16 protein-coding genes are annotated in these 19,727 nt (G+C 63.9%); 5 read left to right on the top strand and 11 right to left on the bottom strand.

Annotation, left to right across the window (positions count from 1 at the left end; translation table 11 throughout):
• Window positions 1–174: 174 nt before the first annotated feature.
• From G6N74_RS16230 to panB, 3 genes are all read right to left on the bottom strand, one after another.
• The gene (locus tag G6N74_RS16230; protein WP_165118989.1) at window positions 175–441 is read right to left on the bottom strand and encodes a hypothetical protein; all 267 of its coding nucleotides are present in this window, start codon (window positions 439–441) and stop codon (window positions 175–177) included.
• 109 nt (window positions 442–550) lie between these two features.
• The gene (gene panC, locus G6N74_RS16225) at window positions 551–1,402 is read right to left on the bottom strand and encodes a pantoate--beta-alanine ligase (RefSeq protein ID WP_165118988.1); all 852 of its coding nucleotides are present in this window, start codon (window positions 1,400–1,402) and stop codon (window positions 551–553) included.
• Entirely contained in the window at window positions 1,399–2,244 is an 846-nt protein-coding gene (gene panB, locus G6N74_RS16220) for a 3-methyl-2-oxobutanoate hydroxymethyltransferase (RefSeq protein WP_165118987.1), read from the bottom strand. Before panB ends, panC begins: the two co-directional genes overlap by 4 nt.
• A 280-nt stretch (window positions 2,245–2,524) precedes the next feature.
• Here panB and G6N74_RS16215 point away from each other — a divergent pair, with 280 nt between their 5' ends.
• From G6N74_RS16215 to G6N74_RS16200, 4 genes are all read left to right on the top strand, one after another.
• On the top strand, window positions 2,525–3,628 hold the full coding sequence (locus G6N74_RS16215) for an efflux RND transporter periplasmic adaptor subunit (RefSeq protein WP_165118986.1): 1,104 nt from the start codon (window positions 2,525–2,527) through the stop codon (window positions 3,626–3,628).
• Window positions 3,625–4,707, top strand: coding sequence for an efflux RND transporter periplasmic adaptor subunit (locus G6N74_RS16210; protein WP_165118985.1), 1,083 nt, complete (start codon window positions 3,625–3,627; stop codon window positions 4,705–4,707). The genes G6N74_RS16215 and G6N74_RS16210 overlap by 4 nt, the downstream gene beginning before the upstream one ends.
• Window positions 4,704–7,766, top strand: a complete 3,063-nt coding sequence (locus tag G6N74_RS16205; protein ID WP_165118984.1) for an efflux RND transporter permease subunit — start codon at window positions 4,704–4,706, stop codon at window positions 7,764–7,766. Before G6N74_RS16210 ends, G6N74_RS16205 begins: the two co-directional genes overlap by 4 nt.
• A gap of 109 nt (window positions 7,767–7,875) precedes the next feature.
• Window positions 7,876–8,346, top strand: coding sequence for a CAP domain-containing protein (locus G6N74_RS16200; protein WP_165118983.1), 471 nt, complete (start codon window positions 7,876–7,878; stop codon window positions 8,344–8,346).
• 36 nt (window positions 8,347–8,382) lie between these two features.
• On the opposite strand, the gene G6N74_RS16195 is transcribed toward G6N74_RS16200, so the two are convergent.
• Entirely contained in the window at window positions 8,383–9,570 is a 1,188-nt protein-coding gene (locus G6N74_RS16195) for an MFS transporter (protein WP_165118982.1), read from the bottom strand.
• 107 nt (window positions 9,571–9,677) lie between these two features.
• Between G6N74_RS16195 and G6N74_RS16190 the strand changes: the two genes are divergently transcribed.
• Entirely contained in the window at window positions 9,678–10,580 is a 903-nt protein-coding gene (locus G6N74_RS16190; protein WP_165118981.1) for a LysR family transcriptional regulator, read from the top strand.
• Between the two features lie 33 nt (window positions 10,581–10,613).
• On the opposite strand, the gene G6N74_RS16185 is transcribed toward G6N74_RS16190, so the two are convergent.
• From G6N74_RS16185 to hutI, 7 genes are all read right to left on the bottom strand, one after another.
• Window positions 10,614–11,936 (bottom strand): ABC transporter ATP-binding protein, encoded by a 1,323-nt coding sequence (locus tag G6N74_RS16185; RefSeq protein ID WP_165118980.1) that lies wholly within the window; start codon window positions 11,934–11,936, stop codon window positions 10,614–10,616.
• Between the two features lie 30 nt (window positions 11,937–11,966).
• Window positions 11,967–13,721 carry an ABC transporter permease gene (locus G6N74_RS16180; RefSeq protein WP_165118979.1) on the bottom strand — a complete coding sequence of 585 codons (1,755 nt, stop codon included), beginning with the start codon at window positions 13,719–13,721 and terminating at the stop codon, window positions 11,967–11,969.
• Between the two features lie 139 nt (window positions 13,722–13,860).
• Entirely contained in the window at window positions 13,861–14,112 is a 252-nt protein-coding gene (locus tag G6N74_RS16175) for a hypothetical protein (RefSeq protein WP_165118978.1), read from the bottom strand.
• Window positions 14,113–14,378: 266 nt separating this feature from the next.
• Entirely contained in the window at window positions 14,379–14,960 is a 582-nt protein-coding gene (locus G6N74_RS16170) for a HutD/Ves family protein (protein WP_165118977.1), read from the bottom strand.
• Window positions 14,960–16,636 (bottom strand): urocanate hydratase, encoded by a 1,677-nt coding sequence (gene hutU, locus G6N74_RS16165; protein WP_165118976.1) that lies wholly within the window; start codon window positions 16,634–16,636, stop codon window positions 14,960–14,962. The genes G6N74_RS16170 and hutU overlap by 1 nt, the downstream gene beginning before the upstream one ends.
• A 232-nt stretch (window positions 16,637–16,868) precedes the next feature.
• Window positions 16,869–18,404 carry a histidine ammonia-lyase gene (gene hutH / locus G6N74_RS16160; RefSeq protein WP_165118975.1) on the bottom strand — a complete coding sequence of 512 codons (1,536 nt, stop codon included), beginning with the start codon at window positions 18,402–18,404 and terminating at the stop codon, window positions 16,869–16,871.
• Window positions 18,401–19,636, bottom strand: coding sequence for an imidazolonepropionase (gene hutI / locus G6N74_RS16155; RefSeq protein ID WP_165118974.1), 1,236 nt, complete (start codon window positions 19,634–19,636; stop codon window positions 18,401–18,403). Before hutI ends, hutH begins: the two co-directional genes overlap by 4 nt.
• Between the last annotated feature and the right edge of the window lie 91 nt (window positions 19,637–19,727).

The raw sequence follows: 19,727 nt of genomic DNA, 5'->3' as shown, positions 1-19,727 counted from the left end.
AAAGGAACTGACCAGAAGATTATGCCTTTGCCGGCGGGTAGGTGAGGCATCCGTTCGATGTAACTCGGCCTCACCGGAGTGCCTTGGCGTATCACAAAGACAAGACGGCACCGTGGAAGGTGCACAAGGCCTGAGTGTCGGCCACCGCAGCGATGCTCCCGGATGAAAGCCGAATTATTCCTGGCCCTTGCCGTCTTTGCCGCGACGGTTGCGCTTCCTCAGCCAGATATAGCCGCCATATGCAGCCAAAACCGGGAGGCCGACGCCGGCAAGCGGGCCGGGAACACCATAGCTCGTTCCACCACCGCCGCCGCCACCGCCATAGCCACCACCGCCCAGATCGATCTTGATGATGCCGAGGTCGATCGTCAGAGCGGATGCCGGAGATATTGCCATAAGGCAGAGTGCTGCCGCGCAGACGGTTGATCGAATGCTATGCATGATAAACCCCCATGATGTTCAAGCCACACGGGAAGAATATTCCTTTGCCGGCGGGTAGGTGACGCATCTCTTTGGTGTAGGGGGCTCGTCCGACAATCAGCAGCTTTATCTAGCTCGGTTGAGCGGGAACATTATCGATCAGGCGTACCTCACGGAGAAAGACGGCAGCGAGCAGCCGCGCCGGACGGTCGAGCCTGTCTATCGGCTGCAGATTGTCCTCGGCCCGAAGTTCGAGATACTCGACCTCCCGGAAGCCGGCGTCTTCGAGCGCCTTGACGGCCTCGTCCAGCACGGGCTTGGCAAGCCTGCCGTCACGAAGCTTTTCCGCCGCTGCGAATAGTGCCTGAGCCAGTTTCGGAGCGATTGCGCGATCCTGCGACGACAGCCGCACATTGCGCGAGGAGAGCGCCAGCCCGTCGGCCTCGCGCACGGTCGGGCAAGGCACGATCGTGATCGGAATGTCGAGATCGCGCGCCATGCGCTTCACGACATGCAATTGCTGGAAATCCTTTTCGCCGAAGAAAGCCATGTCCGCCCCGGTCTGCAGGAACAGCTTGGCGACGATGGTGGCGACACCGTCGAAATGTCCGGGCCGATGCGCCCCGCACAATCCCTCGCTGACACCGCTCACCGAGACGGTGGTCGAAAAACCTTCCGGATAGATTTCTTCCGCATCCGGCACGTAGAGCATATGCGCACCGACCGGCGAAAGTTTCTCCGCGTCTTCTTTCTCGGTGCGCGGATAGGCGGCGAGGTCGGCGGGATTGTTGAACTGTTTTGGATTGACGAACAGCGTGACGACAACGCGGTCGGCCTGTTCAAGCGCCGCGCGTACCAGGCTCAGATGCCCCTCATGCAGCGCCCCCATGGTTGGCACTACGCCGACCTTCAAACCTTCGCGCCGCCAACCGGCAACGGTGGAACGGAGTTCGGCAAGCGTTCTGACGATCGGCACGCTCATGCTGCGGCCCCACCCTTGATAGCTTTCGGATTGTCGCCGAAAACATGTTCGCTTGCCGGAAAGCGGTGCTCGCGCACATCGGCGGCATAGGCTGCGATCGCGGTCTCGGCATCGCGGCCAAGTTCGGCATAGCGCTTGACGAATTTCGGCCGGAAATCCGCGAACTGCCCGAGCACGTCGTCCACGACAAGGATCTGCCCGTCGCAGGCGGCGGAAGCGCCGATGCCGATGGTGGGAATGGCGATCGTCTGCGTGATCTTGCGGGCGAGCGGCTCGACGACCTTTTCGAGCACCACCGAAAACGCACCCGCCTCGGCAACGGCAACCGCATCGCGAAGGATGCGCTCGCCGGCTTCGCCCCGGCCTTGCACCTTGTAGCCACCGAATGTGTTGACGGCCTGCGGTGTTAGTCCGACATGGGCCATGACCGGAATGCCGCGGCCGGTGAGGAAGCGGATCGTCTCGGCCATGCTCTCGCCGCCTTCCAGCTTCACCGCCGCGCACCCGGTTTCCGTCATCAGGCGCGCCGCGTTGCGGAACGCCTGCGCCGGGCCTTCCTCGTAGGAGCCGAAGGGCATGTCGACCACCAGAAGCGCGCGCTCGACACCGCGTCGCACGGCCTGTCCGTGCAGGATCATCATTTCCAGCGTCACGCCGAGCGTCGAAGGCAGGCCATGTAGGACCATGCCGACGCTGTCGCCGACGAGAACCACGTCGCAGTGACGGTCGACGATGCGCGCGACCGGTGTCGTATAGGCGGTGAGGCAGACGATGGGCGTCCGGCCTTTCCTGTCCGCGATATCCGGTGGTGTCAGCGCTTTTGTCTCTGCCGTTGCACTCATCGGCCTCTCCTTCCCTAGGGGTACTCTCTCCCACCCCGCGCGCGGTTTTACATGGTTTTGTGCAAATGCGAAGAAAATTGTTGCGATGCGGCGGAACGCTGCCCGTAAGGGAACCGCCTGCCGGAATCTTTTTGCTGGCTAGGAATTTCGATTGTAGCGCCTTGATCCCGCACAGTTTTCGTCGTTGCACTGATCCGACAATGATGGCACCTTGAGTCATCGCTTGGCATCTTCGGATGGAATAGCGTGCACGGCGACAGCATTTGCGAGGGACACTTGCATGGCGCTTCGAGGGGACGATAGCAGCCGCCTCTTTCCGACGGTCGCCTTTGCCGTTGCCCTGATGCTGCTGCAAGGCTGCAGCGAGCAGAAGCAGAGCATTCCTGAAACCATACTCAATGTGAAGGCGATCAAGGCCGAGACGGTCGACTACCGGCCACGCTTTGCGCTGGCGGGCCAGGTCACCGCCCGCAACGAGGCAAGGCTTTCCTTCGAGGTCGGCGGGCAGGTTACGGAAGTCCTTGCCGATGTCGGCGTCCATGTCGAGGCCGGCGCGCTTCTCGCCCGGCTGGATCCCAAGCAGCAGAATTCCGACGTGGCTTCAGCAGAGGCCAGCGTCGACGCCGCGCAGGCACAGCTTGCGCAATCCACTGCCGCCTTCCAGCGGCAGAAATCACTGCTTGCCGGCGGCTTCACCACCAAGAGCACCTATGACAACGCGGCCGAAGCCGTCGATGTTGCAAAGGGCACGCTGGAAACAGCCAACGCGCAGCTCTCGATCGCCCGCAAAAGCGTCGCCGACACGGAGCTGAAAGCCCAGCAAGCCGGCATCGTCAGCACCCGCAATATCGAGGTCGGGCAGGTGGTGCAGGCGACGCAGACCGTTTTCATCGTTGCCATCGATGGTCCGCGCGATGCCGTCTTCCAGGTTCAGGAACAGGTCGTAGCCCATATGCCGGAAGACCCGCTGATCCAGATCGGGCTGCTTTCCGACCCCGAGGTCAAGACGACCGGCCATGTCAGGGAGGTCGCGCCCTCGATCGATCCGACCACCGGCACCGTTCAGGTCAAGGTCGCGCTCGACCAAACCCCGGCGCGCATGACGCTCGGGGAAGTGGTGCTGGGAACCGCCCCGGTGCCGGGCATACGGGCTTTCGTCATCCCCTGGTCGGCCATGATGATCGACAACGGAAAGCCTGCTGTGTGGACCGTCGACGCCGCGTCGAACACCGCCGGCCTCACGCCGATCACCGTCGACCGCTACGAGACCGGCCGGATCATCGTCCGCGATGGATTGAAGGACGGCGATCTCGTCGTGACCGAGGGTGCGCAGCTTCTGCGGGCCGGCGCGAAGGTCAGCATGTCTCTGGAGGACGCCCAATGAGACGGGCCGGCGTCGTTTCCATCCTGCTGCTCGCTGTCCTGTCCGCTGGATGCAAGCCGGCTGAGGAAAAATCCTCCGAGCCTGTGCCAAGAACGGTGCGCTCGGTGCTGGCGGCGGTGCCAGACATAAAGTCGACCGGCTTCACCGGCCTGGTGGAACCGCGCTACGAGGCCGCCCTCGGTTTCCAGACCACCGGCCGCATCGTATCGCGCGATGTCGAGCTCGGCAGCCTCGTTACCAAGGGCGAGCTTCTGGCCACCATCGATGGCGAGCAGATCATGCTTGCTGCGCGTTCCGCCGAATCGCAGGCGACGGTGGCCGCCGCGCAGCTTGCCAATGCGCAGGCAAGCGAAGGGCGGCTGCGAACGCTGCTTGCCGAGAAGAGTATTTCGCAGGCCGATTTCGATTCAGCCACACTGGCGACCGCAACGGCGCAGGCGCAGGTCAGGCAGGCACAAGCGGAGCTCGACAAGGCAAAGGACCGGGTGAGCTATCTCGAGCTTCGCGCCGAAACCGACGGCGTTGTCACCGCGGTCGATTCCGATGTCGGGCAGGTCGTGTCGGCGGGAACGGCGGTCATCACTGTTGCGCGAACCGACGTGCGTGAAGCGGTCGTGGATATTCCCAACGAGATCATGGCTGGCATGCGCCCGGACGCCGAGTTCGATGTCGTGCTGGCCGTCGATCCGCGTACCCGCGCCAATGGCCGCATCCGCGAGATCGCGCCGCAGGCCGATGCCGCCACCCGCACGCGGCACGTCAAGATTCTCCTCGACAATCCGCCGGAAGCCTTCCGCCTCGGCTCGCTCGTTACCGCCTTTCCGAAAGAGGCGCCCTTCACCCGGATCGTGCTGCCGGTTTCGGCAGTGTTCGAAAAGGACGGCAAAGCCTCCGTCTGGGTGGTCGACGCGACAGCGAAAACCGTGTCCGAAAAACCCGTCGAAACGGGCAAGACGCTGTCCGGCTATGGCATCGAGATCAACAGCGGTCTTGCCGTTGGTGACCGCGTGGTGACAGCCGGCGTGCATGAGCTCAACGACGGCCAGCGCGTGAACATCGATGGCGGTATCGAAGAATGAACGGTTTCAACCTGTCCGACTGGGCGCTGCGTCACCGATCGCTGATCTGGTACCTGATGGTCATCGCGCTGGTGGCCGGCGTGCTTTCCTATCTCAATCTCGGGCGCGAGGAAGATCCGGCCTTCGCCATCAAGACGATGACGGTCAGCGCTTCCTGGCCGGGCGCTTCGCTCGACGAGACGCTGTCGCAGGTCACCGAACGCATCGAACGCAAGCTCGAGGAACTCGACACGCTCGACTACACCAAGAGCGTCACGACGCCGGGCCAGACCACCGTTTTCGTCAATCTGGCCGAGACGGTGCGTGGCGTCCGCATCACCGACAGTTGGACCCGCGTCCGCAACATGATGTCGGATATACGCGGCGACTTTCCGCAAGGTTTCGCCGGCTTCGCCTTCAACGACCAGTTCGGCGACGTGTTCGGCAACATCTATGCCTTCACCACTGACGGCCTGACGCCGCGCCAGCTGCGCGATTACGTGGAAGAAGTCCGCCGCCGCGTGCTGGCCATTCCCGAAGCAGGCAAGATCGACATACTCGGCGCGCAGGACGAGGTCGTCTATCTCGAATTCTCGACCCAGCGCATTGCTGCGCTCGGCCTCGACCAGCAGGCGGTGATCGACACGCTGCAGAGCCAGAATGCGATCACGCCTTCCGGCGTCATACAGGCCGGCCCGGAGCGGATTGCCGTCCGCGTCAGCGGGCAGTTCACCTCCGAGGAAAGCCTGCGCAATGTCAATCTGCGCGTCAACGACCGCTTCTTCCGCCTGAGCGATGTCGCCACCATCAGCCGCGGTTATGAAGACCCGCCGCAGTCGCTGTTCCGCTATGGCGGCAAGCCGGCCATCGGCCTGGCGATCGGCATGAAGGACGGTTCCAACATTCTCCATTTTGGCGAGAAGCTGAAGGAGACCATGGCGCGCGTCGAGCAGGAATTGCCGATCGGCGTCAACGTGCATCTGGTGGCCGACCAGCCGGCAGTGGTCGAGGAAGCGGTCGGCGGCTTCACGCGGGCGCTGTTCGAGGCGATCGCCATCGTGCTTGCCGTCAGCTTCATCAGCCTCGGATTTCGCGCCGGCATCGTCGTCTCGCTGTCGATCCCGCTGGTCCTGGCGATGACCTTCGTCTTCATGGAATATCTCGGCATCAATCTTCAGCGCATTTCGCTCGGCGCGCTCATCATCTCGCTCGGGCTTCTGGTCGACGATGCGATGATCGCCATCGAAACCATGGTGACACGTCTGGAGGCCGGCGACACACGCGAGAAGGCCGCCGGCTATGCCTGGACGTCGATCGCCTTCCCGATGCTGACCGGCACATTGGTAACCGTCGCAGGCTTCATCCCGATCGGACTGAACAGCAGCAGTGCCGGCGAATACACCTTCTCGCTGTTCGAGGTGATCGCCATCTCCCTGCTTCTTTCCTGGGTGGTCGCGGTGCTGTTTGCGCCCCTGCTTGGCGCGACCTTCCTGCCAAAGAACATGAAGAAGCATGAGGATCATGTCGGCTGGGTGCGCAAGAAATTCCGCCAGGTGCTGCATGCCGCCATGCGCTATCGCTGGATAACGATCGCCGCCACGCTGGTACTGTTTGTCGGGGCACTTCTCGGCTTCCGTTTCGTGCAGCAGCAGTTCTTCCCGCCCTCGGACCGGCCCGAGCTCATCGTCGACATGACCCTGCGCCAGAATAGCACGATCCGCGAAACGCAGGTGCAGATGGACCGGCTGGAGGCAAGCCTCGTCGGTGACGAGGATATCGTGCGCTGGACATCCTATGTCGGCGCGGGCGCCGCGCGCTTCATCCTGTCTTACGACGTCCAGCCGCCGAACCCCTATTTCGGCCAGGTGGTGATCCTGACCAAGAGTGTCGAGGCGCGTGAGCGCCTTCGGGCCAAGCTTGTGGACAAGGCGCAGAAGGAATTCCAGGGCATCGACGTGCTGGTGAAGGGGCTCGAACTCGGGCCGCCGGTGGGCCGGCCGATCCAGTATCGTCTCAGCGGACCCGACGTCGAAAAGGTACGCGCGTTTTCGCTGCAACTGGCCGACGTGCTGGGCAAGGACACGCGGGTGGGCGCGGTCGTCTATGACTGGAACGAACCGTCGCGGGTGATCAAGGTCGACATATTGCAGGACAAGGCGCGGCAGCTCGGCGTCAGTTCAGAGCAGATCGCGTCGAGCCTCAACAGCATCGTGGCAGGCGCCACCGTCACGCAGATCCGCGACAGTATCTATCTGGTGAATGTCGTCGGTCGCGCGCAGGCCGCGGACCGAAACTCGGTCGAGGCGTTGCAGGGCCTGCAATTGCCAAGCGGCAGTGGAAGCTCAGTTCCGCTCGGCGCCATCGCCACATTCGAATACGGGCTTGAGCAGCCGGTGGTGTGGCGGCGTTCACGTCAGCCAACCATCACCTTGAAGGCGAGCATCGTCGGTCCCGCCCAGCCGGCAACGATCGTGTCGAGCCTCGCACCCTCCGTTGCCGAATTCTCCGGCAAGCTGCCGCTCGACTACAAGGTCGAGGTCGGCGGCACTGTCGAAGACAGTGGCAAGAGCCAGGCGCCGATCGTCGCCGTCGTGCCGCTGATGCTGCTGACGATGCTCACGCTTCTGATGCTTCAGCTCCAGAGCTTCAACAGCATGGTTCTCGTGGTCAGCGTCGCACCACTTGGCCTGATAGGCGTTGTCGCGGCTCTGGTGCCGTCAGGCGCGCCGCTTGGGTTCGTCGCGATATTGGGCGTGCTGGCACTGATAGGCATATTGATCCGCAACTCGGTCATCCTGGTCACGCAGATCGATGCGCTGAAGGCTGAGGGCAAACCGCTATGGGAGGCCGTCTATGAGGCAAGCGACCATCGCGCCCGGCCGATCCTGCTGACGGCTGCCGCCGCCAGCCTCGCGCTCATTCCGATTTCACGCGAGATTTTCTGGGGCCCGATGGCCTATGCGATGATGGGCGGCATCATCGTCGGCACGCTGATCACGCTGATCTTCCTGCCCGCGCTCTACGTCGCCTGGTTCCGCGTTCGCGAACCGGAAGCCGAGCCGGCGGTCGCGGAGGAATAGCCGCTGGCGGCATATTCTTGACGTGATTGCGCGCCACATCCGTTCCGTCGGGTCGCTATGCGTGCAGGCATATCGATTGCCGGAAGCATGACGGAAGACCAGATTGAACATGAAGACGAAGTTTTTCGGGGGCGCAGCCCTGTGTGCCCTGCTGTTTCTTGCGGCCTGCCAGACAGCCCGCGCTCCGGGCGATGGTGCAGGCGCCTCCAGTTCGGCCTATAGCTATCTCGCCGAGATACGCTCGGCAAACGGCCTAGGCACGATGGTGGCAGACTCCCGTCTGGAGAAGGCAGCCCTTCAGCAGGCCGGCTATATGGCGCGTTCGGGCCGCATGTCGCACACGACCGGCTGGGGCAAGGATTTTGCCGCACGCATGAAGGACAATGGCGTCGAGGGCGCAGCGGCGGAAAACGTCGCCCATGGCGGCATGGACATGGCCAAGCTCTTTTCCATGTGGATGAATTCGCAAGGCCACCGCCGCAACATGCTCGACGCGCGTTTCAGCCGCTATGGCCTCGCCTATGTCCGCGACGAAGCCGGCAGCGACCGGAAATACTGGGCGCTCGTGCTCGGCAGGTAAGAGCCCACCGAGCCACTATTCCCAAGCAACCCGCAGTCAGCAGGCGGCATTCGCCAGTGCTGCACTCACCCGGTCCTGCTTGCGTTCCAGAGCCCGGCTGAGCAGGGCAAGCAGAAGACCCGCGACGGTCACCAATGCAGCCACCCATGTCACCGCGCCGAGGCCGGGGCCATGCTCGATCACCACGCCGCCCAGCCACGCACCGATCGCATTGCCGAGATTGAAGGCCGCAATGTTCAGGCTCGAAGCAAGCGTCTGGCCGCCGCCTTCAGCCTTCTGGAGAACGCGAAGTTGCAGCGGCGCAACCGTGGCGAAGGCCGCAGCACCGAGCAGCCCGACGAACAGCACCGCCGCGATCTGGTTGTGTAGGGCGAAGGTCATCAGCCCCATCACCAACGCCAGCGTGGCCAAGGTTCCGAGCAAGGTAGCCATCAGCTTGCGGTCGGCAAGGCGTCCACCGATGAGATTGCCGGCGATCATGCCGCCGCCGAACACCAGCAGGATCGGCGAGACAGCCGTTTCCGGGAAGCCGCTAACCTGCGTCAGCAGCGGCTGGATATAGGTGAAGACGGCAAACACGCCGGCATAGCCAATGACGGTGATGAGCAGGCCGAGCAGCACTTGGGGCCGGGCGACGGCGACAAGCTCATCGCGCAGATGGCTCTGCTCGTCGGAAGCCTTGTCGCCGGGCACCAGGAAAGCAATTGCCGCAAAGCCGATGACGCCGATTGCTGCTACCGCCCAGAAGGTCGAGCGCCAGCCGAAATGCAGGCCGAGCCACGCGCCGAAGGGGACGCCGAGCAGGGTTGCAAGCGTCAGGCCGGTGAACATGATCGATATCGCCGAAGCCTTGCGGTCCTGCGGCACCAGTCCGGTCGCCACGACCGCGCCGACGCCGAAGAAGGTGCCGTGCGTCAGTGCCGTGATGACCCGTGCCACCATCAGCCAGGTGTAGTCGGGCGCCAGCGCGCTCGCCGCATTGCCGATGATGAATATCACCATCAGCGTCAGCAGCACCGCCTTACGCGGCAGGCTACGGGTCAGGATAGTCAGGATCGGCGCGCCGACGAACACGCCGAGCGCATAGCCGCTGATCAGCAGACCGGCAGCAGCAATGGTTACGTTGAGGTCCGCCGCCACTTGCAGCAGCAGTCCCATGATAACGAATTCCGTGGAGCCGATGCCGAAGGCCCCAACGGTTAATGCATAAAGCGCCCTGGGCATGGTCGTACTCCTGGTCAGCGCGGGTGAAAGATCGACCCCTATATGGACCCCGCCCCACCTGTGAGGTAGAATGCCTTCAGGAAAATGATTTATGAATTGAACTCACCATGGCACGACTGGACGTCAACCGCTCAGGCGAGATGGAAGTCTTCGTCAGGGTCGTCGAACTCGGTGGATTTTCAGCAGCTGCCCGCGCCTTTCGCATGACCCCGTCGGCGGTGAGCAAGCTGGTGGCGCGGCTTGAGGCGCGGCTCGGCACAAGGCTGGTCAACCGCTCGACGCGGCGTCTCCAGCTGACGCCGGAAGGCGGCGTTTTCTACGAGCGCAGCGTGCGCCTGCTCGCCGATCTCGACGAGGCCGAGCGCTGCGCCTCGGCAAATGAAATCCCTGCCGGGCGCCTGCGCGTCAACACCAATTTTGCGCTGGGCCGGCACTACCTGCTGCCGCTGGTCCCGGATTTCCTCGCCGAGAACCCCGCCGTCACGCTCGATATCGCTCTCACCGACGCGGTCGTCGACCTCATGGAAGAACGCACCGACGTTGCCATCCGTAGCGGGGAGCTCAAGAACTCGCGGCTGATCGCGCGCAAACTGGGAGGATCGCGCATGGTGATCGTGGCGAGCCCGGATTATCTCGCCCGCCACGGCACGCCGCGCATACCGGCCGATCTGGCTGGGCACAATCTGCTCGGCTTCTCCTTCGCGCGCTATCTCGATGGTTGGCCCCTCATGGAGAATGGCACGGAAATCCGCGTACCGGTTTCCGGCAATCTGCAGATCAGCGACGGCGATGCGCTGATGCAGCTTGCGCTTGAAGGGCTCGGGCTTGCGCGCCTTTCCGATTATCATGCGCGCGCCGAGGTGGCGGCTGGCCGGCTGGTGCCGGTGCTGGAAGACTGCAACCCCGGCGACATCGAGCCGGTGCACGCCGTCTTCCTCGGGCAGGGCGGCCACCTGCCGGCGCGCGTGCGGGCATTTCTCGACTTTCTCGTCCGGCGCCTGAAAATATGAGCGCGCGGCCGTCGCCCGCCGCGCGCCTTGCCTTCACGCGGGGTTTTCCAGCGTGAAAATATCAGCCGCCTCGTCATAGGCGAACAGCTCGGCATAGCGCGCCCAGCTTGTCACCGCCCGCACGGTTTGCTCGGCGTTTTCCTCCGACATATGGTCCTCAAGCTCGTCGCGAAACCGGCGCGCGGGAGCTACATGGCCAGCCCGCTCGTCCAGCACCCGGCGTATATGTGCTGCCAGCGGCACATGGGTGGCCAGCTGCATCGCAAACAACCGCTTGCGCTCGTCCACGTCGCCCTCGGCGAAGCGCTTGCCCGCCGGCTTCAGGCGGATATCGCCTTCGGCCAGCTCGGCGAAATGCAGCAGTTGCAGCGTCTCGGCGATCGGGAACAGATCGTCAATCTCAAGCTGCAGGCTGGCTGCCAGCGGCGGCAGGTCCGCCTGTCCGCGATAGGGTTCGGCGGCGACCGCCTCCATCAGGCCGGCCAGTAGGTTGGTCGAGACGCGCGGCAGCATCATCGCTATCCCGGTGCCGGGAAAGATGCCGCCGCGCGCCGGCTCGGCCACGCCCTTGCGCGCCGTCATGCGGGCGTAGATGTCGTCCACCAGCGCGCGGAACGCCGGATCGAGCCGGTCGCGCGGCTGCGGCAGGTCGATGCGGATTTCCGCTGCCACCCGGCCGGGATTGGACGAGAAGATCAGCACGCGGTCGCACATCAGCACGGCCTCCTCGATGTTGTGCGTCACCATCAGGATCGACTTGATCGGCATCCGCCCTTCCGACCACAGGTCGAGCAGGTCGGTGCGCAGCGTCTCGGCGGTCAGCACGTCGAGCGCCGAAAACGGCTCGTCCATCAGCAGCACTTTCGGGTGCACGACGAGCGCGCGGGCAAGCCCGACACGCTGGCGCATGCCGCCCGAAAGCTCCTTCGGATAGGCGCTTTCGAAGCCGTCGAGACCGATAAGATCGATGGCCTCCAGCGCGCGCTTGCGCCGCTCTGTGGGTGCGATTCCGCGCGCCTCCAGCCCGAGCTCGACATTCTGTAGCACGGTCAGCCAAGGGAAAAGCGCGAAGCTCTGGAACACCATGGCCACGCCATCGGGCGTGCCGGTGACGGGCACGCCCTCAAAGGTGATGGTGCCTCCGGTCGGCTTGATCAGCCCGGCGATGGAACGCAGCAGCGTCGACTTGCCGGAGCCGGAGCGGCCGAGCAGGCCGACGATTTCCGACGGCCGCAAGGTCAGCGCGACATCGTCGAGCACGACGAGGCGTTCCGCCCCGCCATTGTCATAGGTCTGGCACACGCCCTTGACGTCGATGAGGGCGGTTTCGTTGGTGGTGATTGCGAGGTTGTTCATGATCGGTCTCCCGAGATCGGTAAATTGGCTTCAGTCGAGGCGCAGGCGGCGCTCGGCAAAGACGTAGAGCGGGCGCCACAGCAGGCGGTTGAACAGGGTGACGAACAGCGACATCACCGCGATGCCGAGCACGACGCGGGGAAAATCACCCGCTTCCGTCGCCTTGGCGATGTAGGAGCCGAGGCCGTAGGCCTCGATCCTGGTGTTACCCCAGCTCGCCAGCTCGGCGACGATCGAGGCGTTCCACGAGCCGCCAGTGGCGGTCAGCGCGCCGGTGACATAATAGGGAAAAATCCCCGGCAGCATGACGTTTCGCCACCAGCTCCACGAGCGCAGCTTGAACACCGAAGCAACCTCCTTGAGGTCTGACGGAAAGGCGCTGGCGCCGGCAATGACGTTGAACAGAATGTACCATTGCGTGCCCAGGATCATCAGCGGCGACAGCCAGATGTTGGGGCTGGCACCTGTCGCTACGATGGCGAGCACCGCGAAGGGAAACAGCACATTGGCCGGAAACGCAGCGAGAAACTGGGCCAGCGGCTGGACGCGTTCCGCGACCTTCGGCCGAAGCCCGATCCACACGCCGATCGGCACCCAGATCACGCTGGCAATGGCGATCAGCACGATCACCCGCAGCAGCGTGGCAAGCCCACCGCCGAAGGCTTGCGCCACATCGCTCCAGCCCAGCTCGCTATGAATATAGTGCGCGGTGAAGATCGCTCCCGCCCCGGCTAGAATCGCAATGAAGGCAAGCCACAGCCTGTCGCTAAGCCGGCTAAGGTTCTGCTGTTCGGCAGTTTGTACCTTGAGTTGCGGGCGGCCAAGACGCACCAGCATCAGCCGTTGCCAGCCCCATGCCAGGGGTACGCCGATCGTCTTGACGAGGCGTGTCCGGCGCAGAAGGTCGTAGACCCAGGAGCGTGGTTTCTCCTGGCTGGCGGTCTGCTCGGAACGGAACTTGTCGGCCCAGGCGACGATCGGCCGGAACAGCAGCCGGTCGTAGATCAGGATCAGGACGCCCATCGCCAGTACGGCCCAGCCGACGGCGACGAAATCCTTTTTGTCGATGGCCAGCGCCAGCCACGAGCCGATGCCCGGCAGTTCCACCGTGGTGTGGCCGACGGTGATCGCTTCCGAGGCGACGACGAAGAACCAGCCGCCCGACATCGACATCATCGTATTCCAGATCAGGCCGGGGGCGGCGAAGGGTGCTTCCAGCCTCCAGAAGCGCTGCCACGCCGAAAGGCCGAAGCCGCGGCTGACCTCGTCGAGGTCATGCGGCACCGTGCGCAGCGACTGGTAGAAGGAAAAGGTCATGTTCCAGGCCTGGCTGGTGAAAATGGCGAAGATCGCCGCACATTCCGCCCCCATCTGGCTGCCGGGAAACAGGCCCATGAAGAAGGTGACGGTGAAGGTGAGGAAGCCCAGCACCGGCACTGACTGCAATATGTCGAGCGCCGGGATGATCACTTTCTCGGCGCGGCGGCTTTTGGCAGCGAGTGTTGCAACGATGAAGGTGAAGACCAGCGAGGCGATGATGGCCGCGAACATGCGCAGCGTGGTGCGCAGCGCATATTCCGGCAGGTTGGCCGGGTCGAGCGTCACCGGCTGGGAGACGAGCAGTTCGGCCGAGCCGCGCATGGCGGCGGCGCCATGGGCCAAAAGCACGAGCAGTGCCGCCATGATCGACAGCGCGACGATGTCGTGGATGTTGGGCACGATGCGGTTGCGAGCGAGCCTGGTGGCCTCGCTCAGCGAAGCGCGGTTGGGGGGCAGGAAGACCATGATGATCCCTCAAATTCCTGATGCTGCAGGGATACGTTGTAAATGGACGCGCGAAGGCGTCGCCAAAGCCATGTCGGGCGACGGCGGGCGCATCCTCCTTGCGGTCAGGAAGAAGGAATTTCTGGTGCGGTCCGAAAGCTCAGGCGGCGAGAAGCATGCGGATGCTTCGACTGACGCCCTCTTCGGAAACGGTGTTTTTCTCGCGCGTCCAGCGGCATTCGAGATGCCCGTTGGCCGGGTTGCGAAGCCAGCGGCAGGCCAGCACGGTCTGGCCGATGGCTGCATTGGCGGGTGCGGCTACCGGCAGAATGCGCTTGCGGGCGACCGGCTCGGCACTCATGGAAAGGCGCACGGCAGGACGATCGCGGAAAAAGAGGATGATGGTGTTCATGGCTCACCTCCTTGGCCCCACAGGACCCGGAAGCAAGCGGACAGACCTTTAGGCCCTGGCGCTCACCCGGCGGGACATGCCGGACACAATCTTGATTGATGATGTTGTCCGAACCGGGCTGGTGGCCTTGTCCGAACAGCGACTAGGGTAACTGTCCATAACCTGTTCGATCTGTTGTTGACGGCCTCGATCTCTCGAAGCGGGGGTGGCATACGCCCGCGGCATTTGACGTGTCAAGCACGAAAGGGCCAGTCGCCGGAACGTGATCAGGCCGTGCGTTTGAGTGATATGACGAACAGCACGGCGTCGTCGGCCTCGATGAGCAAGTGCCCCGGCGTTTCAGTGAGATGGAGCGTGTCGAGCGCCCCCAAATCCGCTGACTTGCTGCCGGTCACAATCCGAGCCTGTCCCTCATGACAGAACAACAAAACTTCCGAACCATCAGTCGACAACGCGGTTGAACCCGCGGCGACTCTTAGCCGTCTCATGGAATGCGCAAGCTTGCCCCGCCGCGTCATGATGTTGAGGTCGGTCACGGCGCCGCCGATCAGCTCGGCGCTGGTCGGCGCGTCGCCGGGAAAGGCCAGCGGCTCGGAGCGAGAGGTCAGCGCCGCCGGTTCCATGCCCTCGATTGTCAGCAGCAAGCCGTCACCGTCGAGCACGGCCAGCGTCCGGTCGATGCCGGGAAACATCGAAAACGGCCCGCCACTTTCCACCCGCGCCATCGACAGCCGCCAGTCGAAATCGCCGGTCGTTGCACCAGCGGGCGAGATCGCGATCTCCGTCGTCTCGCCGCCGCCATTCTTCCACGGCATGCGGCGGTGTTCAGAGGCGCGGATGACGCGCATCAGCCGAGGATGCCCGGCAGATTGAGGCCATGCTCCTTCGCGCAGTCTATGGCAATATCGTAACCGGCATCGGCGTGGCGCATGACGCCGGTGGCCGGGTCGTTCCACAGCACGCGCTCCAGGCGCCGTGCCGCATCCTGCGTGCCGTCGGCGACGATGACCATGCCCGAATGCTGCGAGAATCCCATGCCGACGCCGCCGCCATGATGCAGCGACACCCAGGTCGCACCCGAAGCGCAGTTGAGCAGCGCGTTGAGCAGCGGCCAATCGGATACGGCGTCCGAGCCGTCCTTCATCGCTTCGGTCTCGCGATTGGGCGAGGCGACCGAGCCCGAGTCGAGATGATCGCGGCCGATCACCACCGGCGCTTTCAGTTCGCCGCTGGCGACCATCTCGTTGAAGGCGAGGCCCAGCCTGTGGCGGTCGCCGAGGCCGACCCAGCAGATGCGCGCCGGCAGGCCCTGGAAGTGGATGCGCTCGCGCGCCATGTCGAGCCAGTTGTGGAGGTGATGATTGCCCGGCGTCAGTTCCTTCACCTTGGCGTCGGTCTTGTAGATATCTTCCGGGTCGCCCGAGAGGGCTGCCCAGCGGAACGGGCCGATACCGCGGCAGAATAGCGGGCGGATATAGGCCGGCACGAAGCCCGGAAAATCGAAGGCGTTTTCCACGCCTTCCTCCAGCGCCATCTGGCGGATGTTGTTGCCATAGTCGACCGTCGGCACGCCCTGCTTGTGGAAGTCGAGCATGGCGCGAACATGCCCGGCCATTGACGCCCGCGCCGCCTTGTTCACCGCCTTCGGGTCGCGCTCGCGCTTTTCTTCCCATTCGGCCACCGTCCAACCCTGCGGCAGGTAGCCATTGATCGGGTCATGCGCCGAGGTCTGGTCGGTCACGGCATCGGGGCGAACGCCGCGTCGCACCAGTTCGGGAAACACGTCGGCTGCGTTGCCGAGCAGCGCGACGGAGATTGCCTTCTTTTCCTTGGTGGCCTTGTCGATGATCGCCAGCGCGTCATCCAAATCTTTCGCCTGCACATCGACATAACCGGTCTTCAGCCGCATCTCGATGCGGCTCGGCTGGCACTCGACGGCAAGGCAGGAGGCGCCGGCCATGGTCGCCGCCAGCGGCTGCGCGCCGCCCATGCCGCCGAGGCCGGCGGTGAGGATCCAGCGGCCGGAAAGATCGCCATTATAGTGCTGGCGGCCGAGCTCAACGAAGGTTTCGTAGGTGCCCTGAACGATGCCCTGTGAGCCGATATAGATCCAGGAACCGGCCGTCATCTGGCCGTACATCATCAGCCCCTTCTTATCGAGGGCGTTGAAATGGTCCCAGTTGGCCCAGTGCGGCACGAGGTTGGAATTGGCGATCAGCACGCGTGGTGCGTCCGCATGGGTGCGGAATACGCCCACCGGCTTGCCCGACTGCACCAGCAGCGTCTCGTCGTTTTCGAGCTGCTTCAGCGCGCCGACGATGCGGTCGAAACTGTCCCAGTCGCGGGCGGCGCGACCGATGCCGCCATAGACCACGAGTTCGCCGGGCTTTTCCGCGACGCCGGGGTCGAGATTGTTCATCAGCATGCGCATGGGCGCTTCGGTGAGCCAGCTCTTGGCCGAAAGCTCGGCGCCGGTCACTGCACGGATGGTGCGTGAATTGTCGATGCGGGTGTGGGTGGTCATGCGGAGGCTCCTTTGAACGTGGGAGCTCGATGTTGCCCCCCTCTGGCCTGCCGGCCATCTCCCCCACAGGTGGGGAGATCAGCAGTTGCTACTTTGATGCTCGTTCTGAATCGCTGATAATTGGCGTAAGCGGACATGAAGGCTGATCTCCCCACCTGTGGGGGAGATGGCCGGCAGGCCAGAGGGGCGCGCGAAGGAACGCGATCCTGAAAATTAACCGGCAGCATCTGCCTCATCCCCCAATCTCCGGCAGCTTCACCGCATTCGCCGCCTCGATCACCGCCCCGCTGCGCACCAGCGCGATCGCCTTTTCCATGTCGGGATGAAAATGCCGGTCCTCGTCGAGATGCGGCACCTTGGCCCGGATCGCCTTGCGCACCGCTTCAAGCGGTTCGCTCGAAGCCAGCGGCGCATGAAAATCGCAGCCCTGCGCTGCCGCCAGAAGCTCGATGCCGATGACCGCGGTGGCGTTTTCCACCATGCCGATCAGCCGGCGCGCGCCGTGCGCTGCCATGGAAACATGGTCTTCCTGATTGGCCGATGTCGGGATCGAATCCACGCTTGCCGGATAGGCCTTTTGTTTGTTCTCTGAAACGAGTGCCGCCGCCGTCACCTGCGGTATCATGAAGCCGGAATTCAACCCCGGCTTCGGCGTCAGGAACGCCGGCATGCCAGACAGTGCCGGGTCGACCAGCATGGCGATGCGGCGCTCCGACAGCGAGCCGATCTCGCATACGGCCAGCGCAATCATGTCGGCGGCGAAGGCTACCGGCTCGGCGTGGAAATTACCGCCGGAAAGTGCTGTGCCATCCTCGGGAAAAATCAGCGGATTGTCGGTGACGCCGTTGGCCTCGGTTCCCAGCGTGTCTGCGGCCTGGCGCAACACGGTCAAGGCCGCGCCCATCACCTGCGGCTGGCAGCGCAGGCAGTAAGGGTCCTGCACGCGCTCGTCGCCGACGCGGTGGCTTTCGCGGATGGCGCTGCCGGCCATCAACGCGCGCAAGGCGTCGGCACTGTCGATCTGGCCCTTGTGCTTCCGCAGCGCGTGGATGCGCGGGTCGAAGGGGGCATCGGAGCCTTTGGCGGCGTCGGTCGAAAGCGCGCCGACAACAAGCGCCGAGTGGTAGAGGACTTCCGCCTCGAACAGCGCTGCCAGTGCATAGGCAGTCGAAAACTGCGTGCCGTTGAGCAGCGCCAGCCCTTCCTTGGCGCCGAGCGTCAGCGGCTCAAGACCATGCGAGACGAAGGCCACCTTGGCCGGCACCCGGCCATGCGGCGTAAAACATTCGCCGACGCCGATCATCGCCGCCGTCATATGCGACAGCGGTGCGAGGTCGCCGGAAGCGCCGACCGAGCCTTGCGCCGGCACCACAGGCACCACGTCGTTCGCCAGCATCGCTTCCAGCAGCGCAACGGTCTTGGGCTGCACGCCCGAAGCCCCCTGCGCCAGGCTGGCCAGCTTCAGCGCCATCATCAGCCGCGTGATGGCAACCGGCATCGGCTCGCCGACGCCGGCGGCATGCGAAAGCACGATGTTACGCTGGAGCGTTTCGAGATCGGCAGCCGGAATGCGCACGCTGGCGAGCTTGCCGAAGCCGGTGTTGATGCCATAGACCGGCTCACCCTTGGCGACGATCTTGGCCACCGTATCGGCGCTGGCTTTGATTTTGGGCCGGCAGCTTTCATGCAATTTCGGCACCGCGCCGCGATAGATGGCGCGCCAGTCGGCGAGTGTTGCCTCTCCCGGTTTCAGAACGAGTTCGGTCATCTGCCCCTCCAGACGCGTTGATGCAGCGGGTTGAACCCCATGCGATAGACAAGCTCGGCCGGGCTCTCGATGTCCCAGATAGCGAGGTCGGCCCATTTGCCGGCTTCCAATGTGCCGGTCTCGGCTTGCAAGCCGAGCGCGCGCGCCGCCTCGCGGGTCACGCCGGCGATGCACTCGTCCACCGTCATGCCGAACAGGGTCGCGGACATGTTCATGGTCAGCAGCAGCGAGGTCAGCGGCGAGGTGCCGGGGTTGCAGTCGGTGGCGACGGCCATCTTCACGCCATGCTCGCGAAACAGCGCCACCGGCGGCTTCTTCGTCTCGCGGATGAAGTAGAATGCACCGGGCAGGATGACTGCGACGGTGCCGGCCTTGGCCATCGCAGCAGCACCTTCCTCGTCGGCATATTCGAGATGATCGGCCGACAGCGCGCCATAGCGTGCGGCAAGCGCTGCGCCATGCAGGTTGGAAAGCTGGTCGGCATGGAGTTTTACCGGCAGGCCGAGCTCTTTCGCCTTGTCGAAGACGCGGGAAATCTGCTCCGGCGAGAAAGCAATGCCCTCGCAGAAACCGTCGACAGCGTCGGCGAGTTTTTCAGCAGCGATTGCCGGCAGCATGTCGTTTACGACGGCGTTGATATAGGCATCCTTGTCGCCTTTCGCTTCCGCGGGCAGCGCATGGGCGCCGAGGAAACTCGTCCGTACCGTCACTGGCCGCTCAACGCCCATGCGTCGTGCAGCCTTCAGCGATTTGCGCTCGTTTTCGAGGTCGAGCCCGTAGCCGGATTTGATTTCGATGGTGGTCACGCCTTCGGCAATCAGGGCGTCGAGTCGGGGCAAGGTCTGCGCCACCAGTTCGTCCTCGCTCGCCGCACGCAAGGACTTCACCGACGAGACGATGCCGCCGCCGGCCTTGGCCACCTCTTCATAGGTCGCGCCTGCCAGTCGCATCTCGAATTCGTTGGCGCGGTTGCCGGCGTGAACCAGATGCGTATGGCAGTCGATCAGGCCGGGGGTGATCCAGTGGCCTTCGCAATCGATGATTTCGGCCTTGTCGCGCAAGGCCACGGGAAGATCGCTCTCAGATCCGGCATAAATGATGCAGCCGCCTTGAGCAGCGATTGCGCCTTGCTCGACAATGCCCAAGCCCGGCGTGCGCTCAGTGAGCGTCACAAGCCGCGCATTCCGCCAGATGCGGACCTCGTTCGACTGGGCTCTCTCCCGATCCGGCATGATCTTTTCCGTTTCCATCCCGCTCTGATATGTATATACATATTAACGATGGACGCAAGCGTCTTGCTGATGGATTATACGCAAAGCGGAG

The sequence above is a fragment of the Mesorhizobium zhangyense genome (assembly GCF_011045115.1).
GTDB lineage: Bacteria > Pseudomonadota > Alphaproteobacteria > Rhizobiales > Rhizobiaceae > Mesorhizobium_M > Mesorhizobium_M zhangyense.
This window is presented reverse-complemented; position numbering and strand designations above follow the sequence as displayed.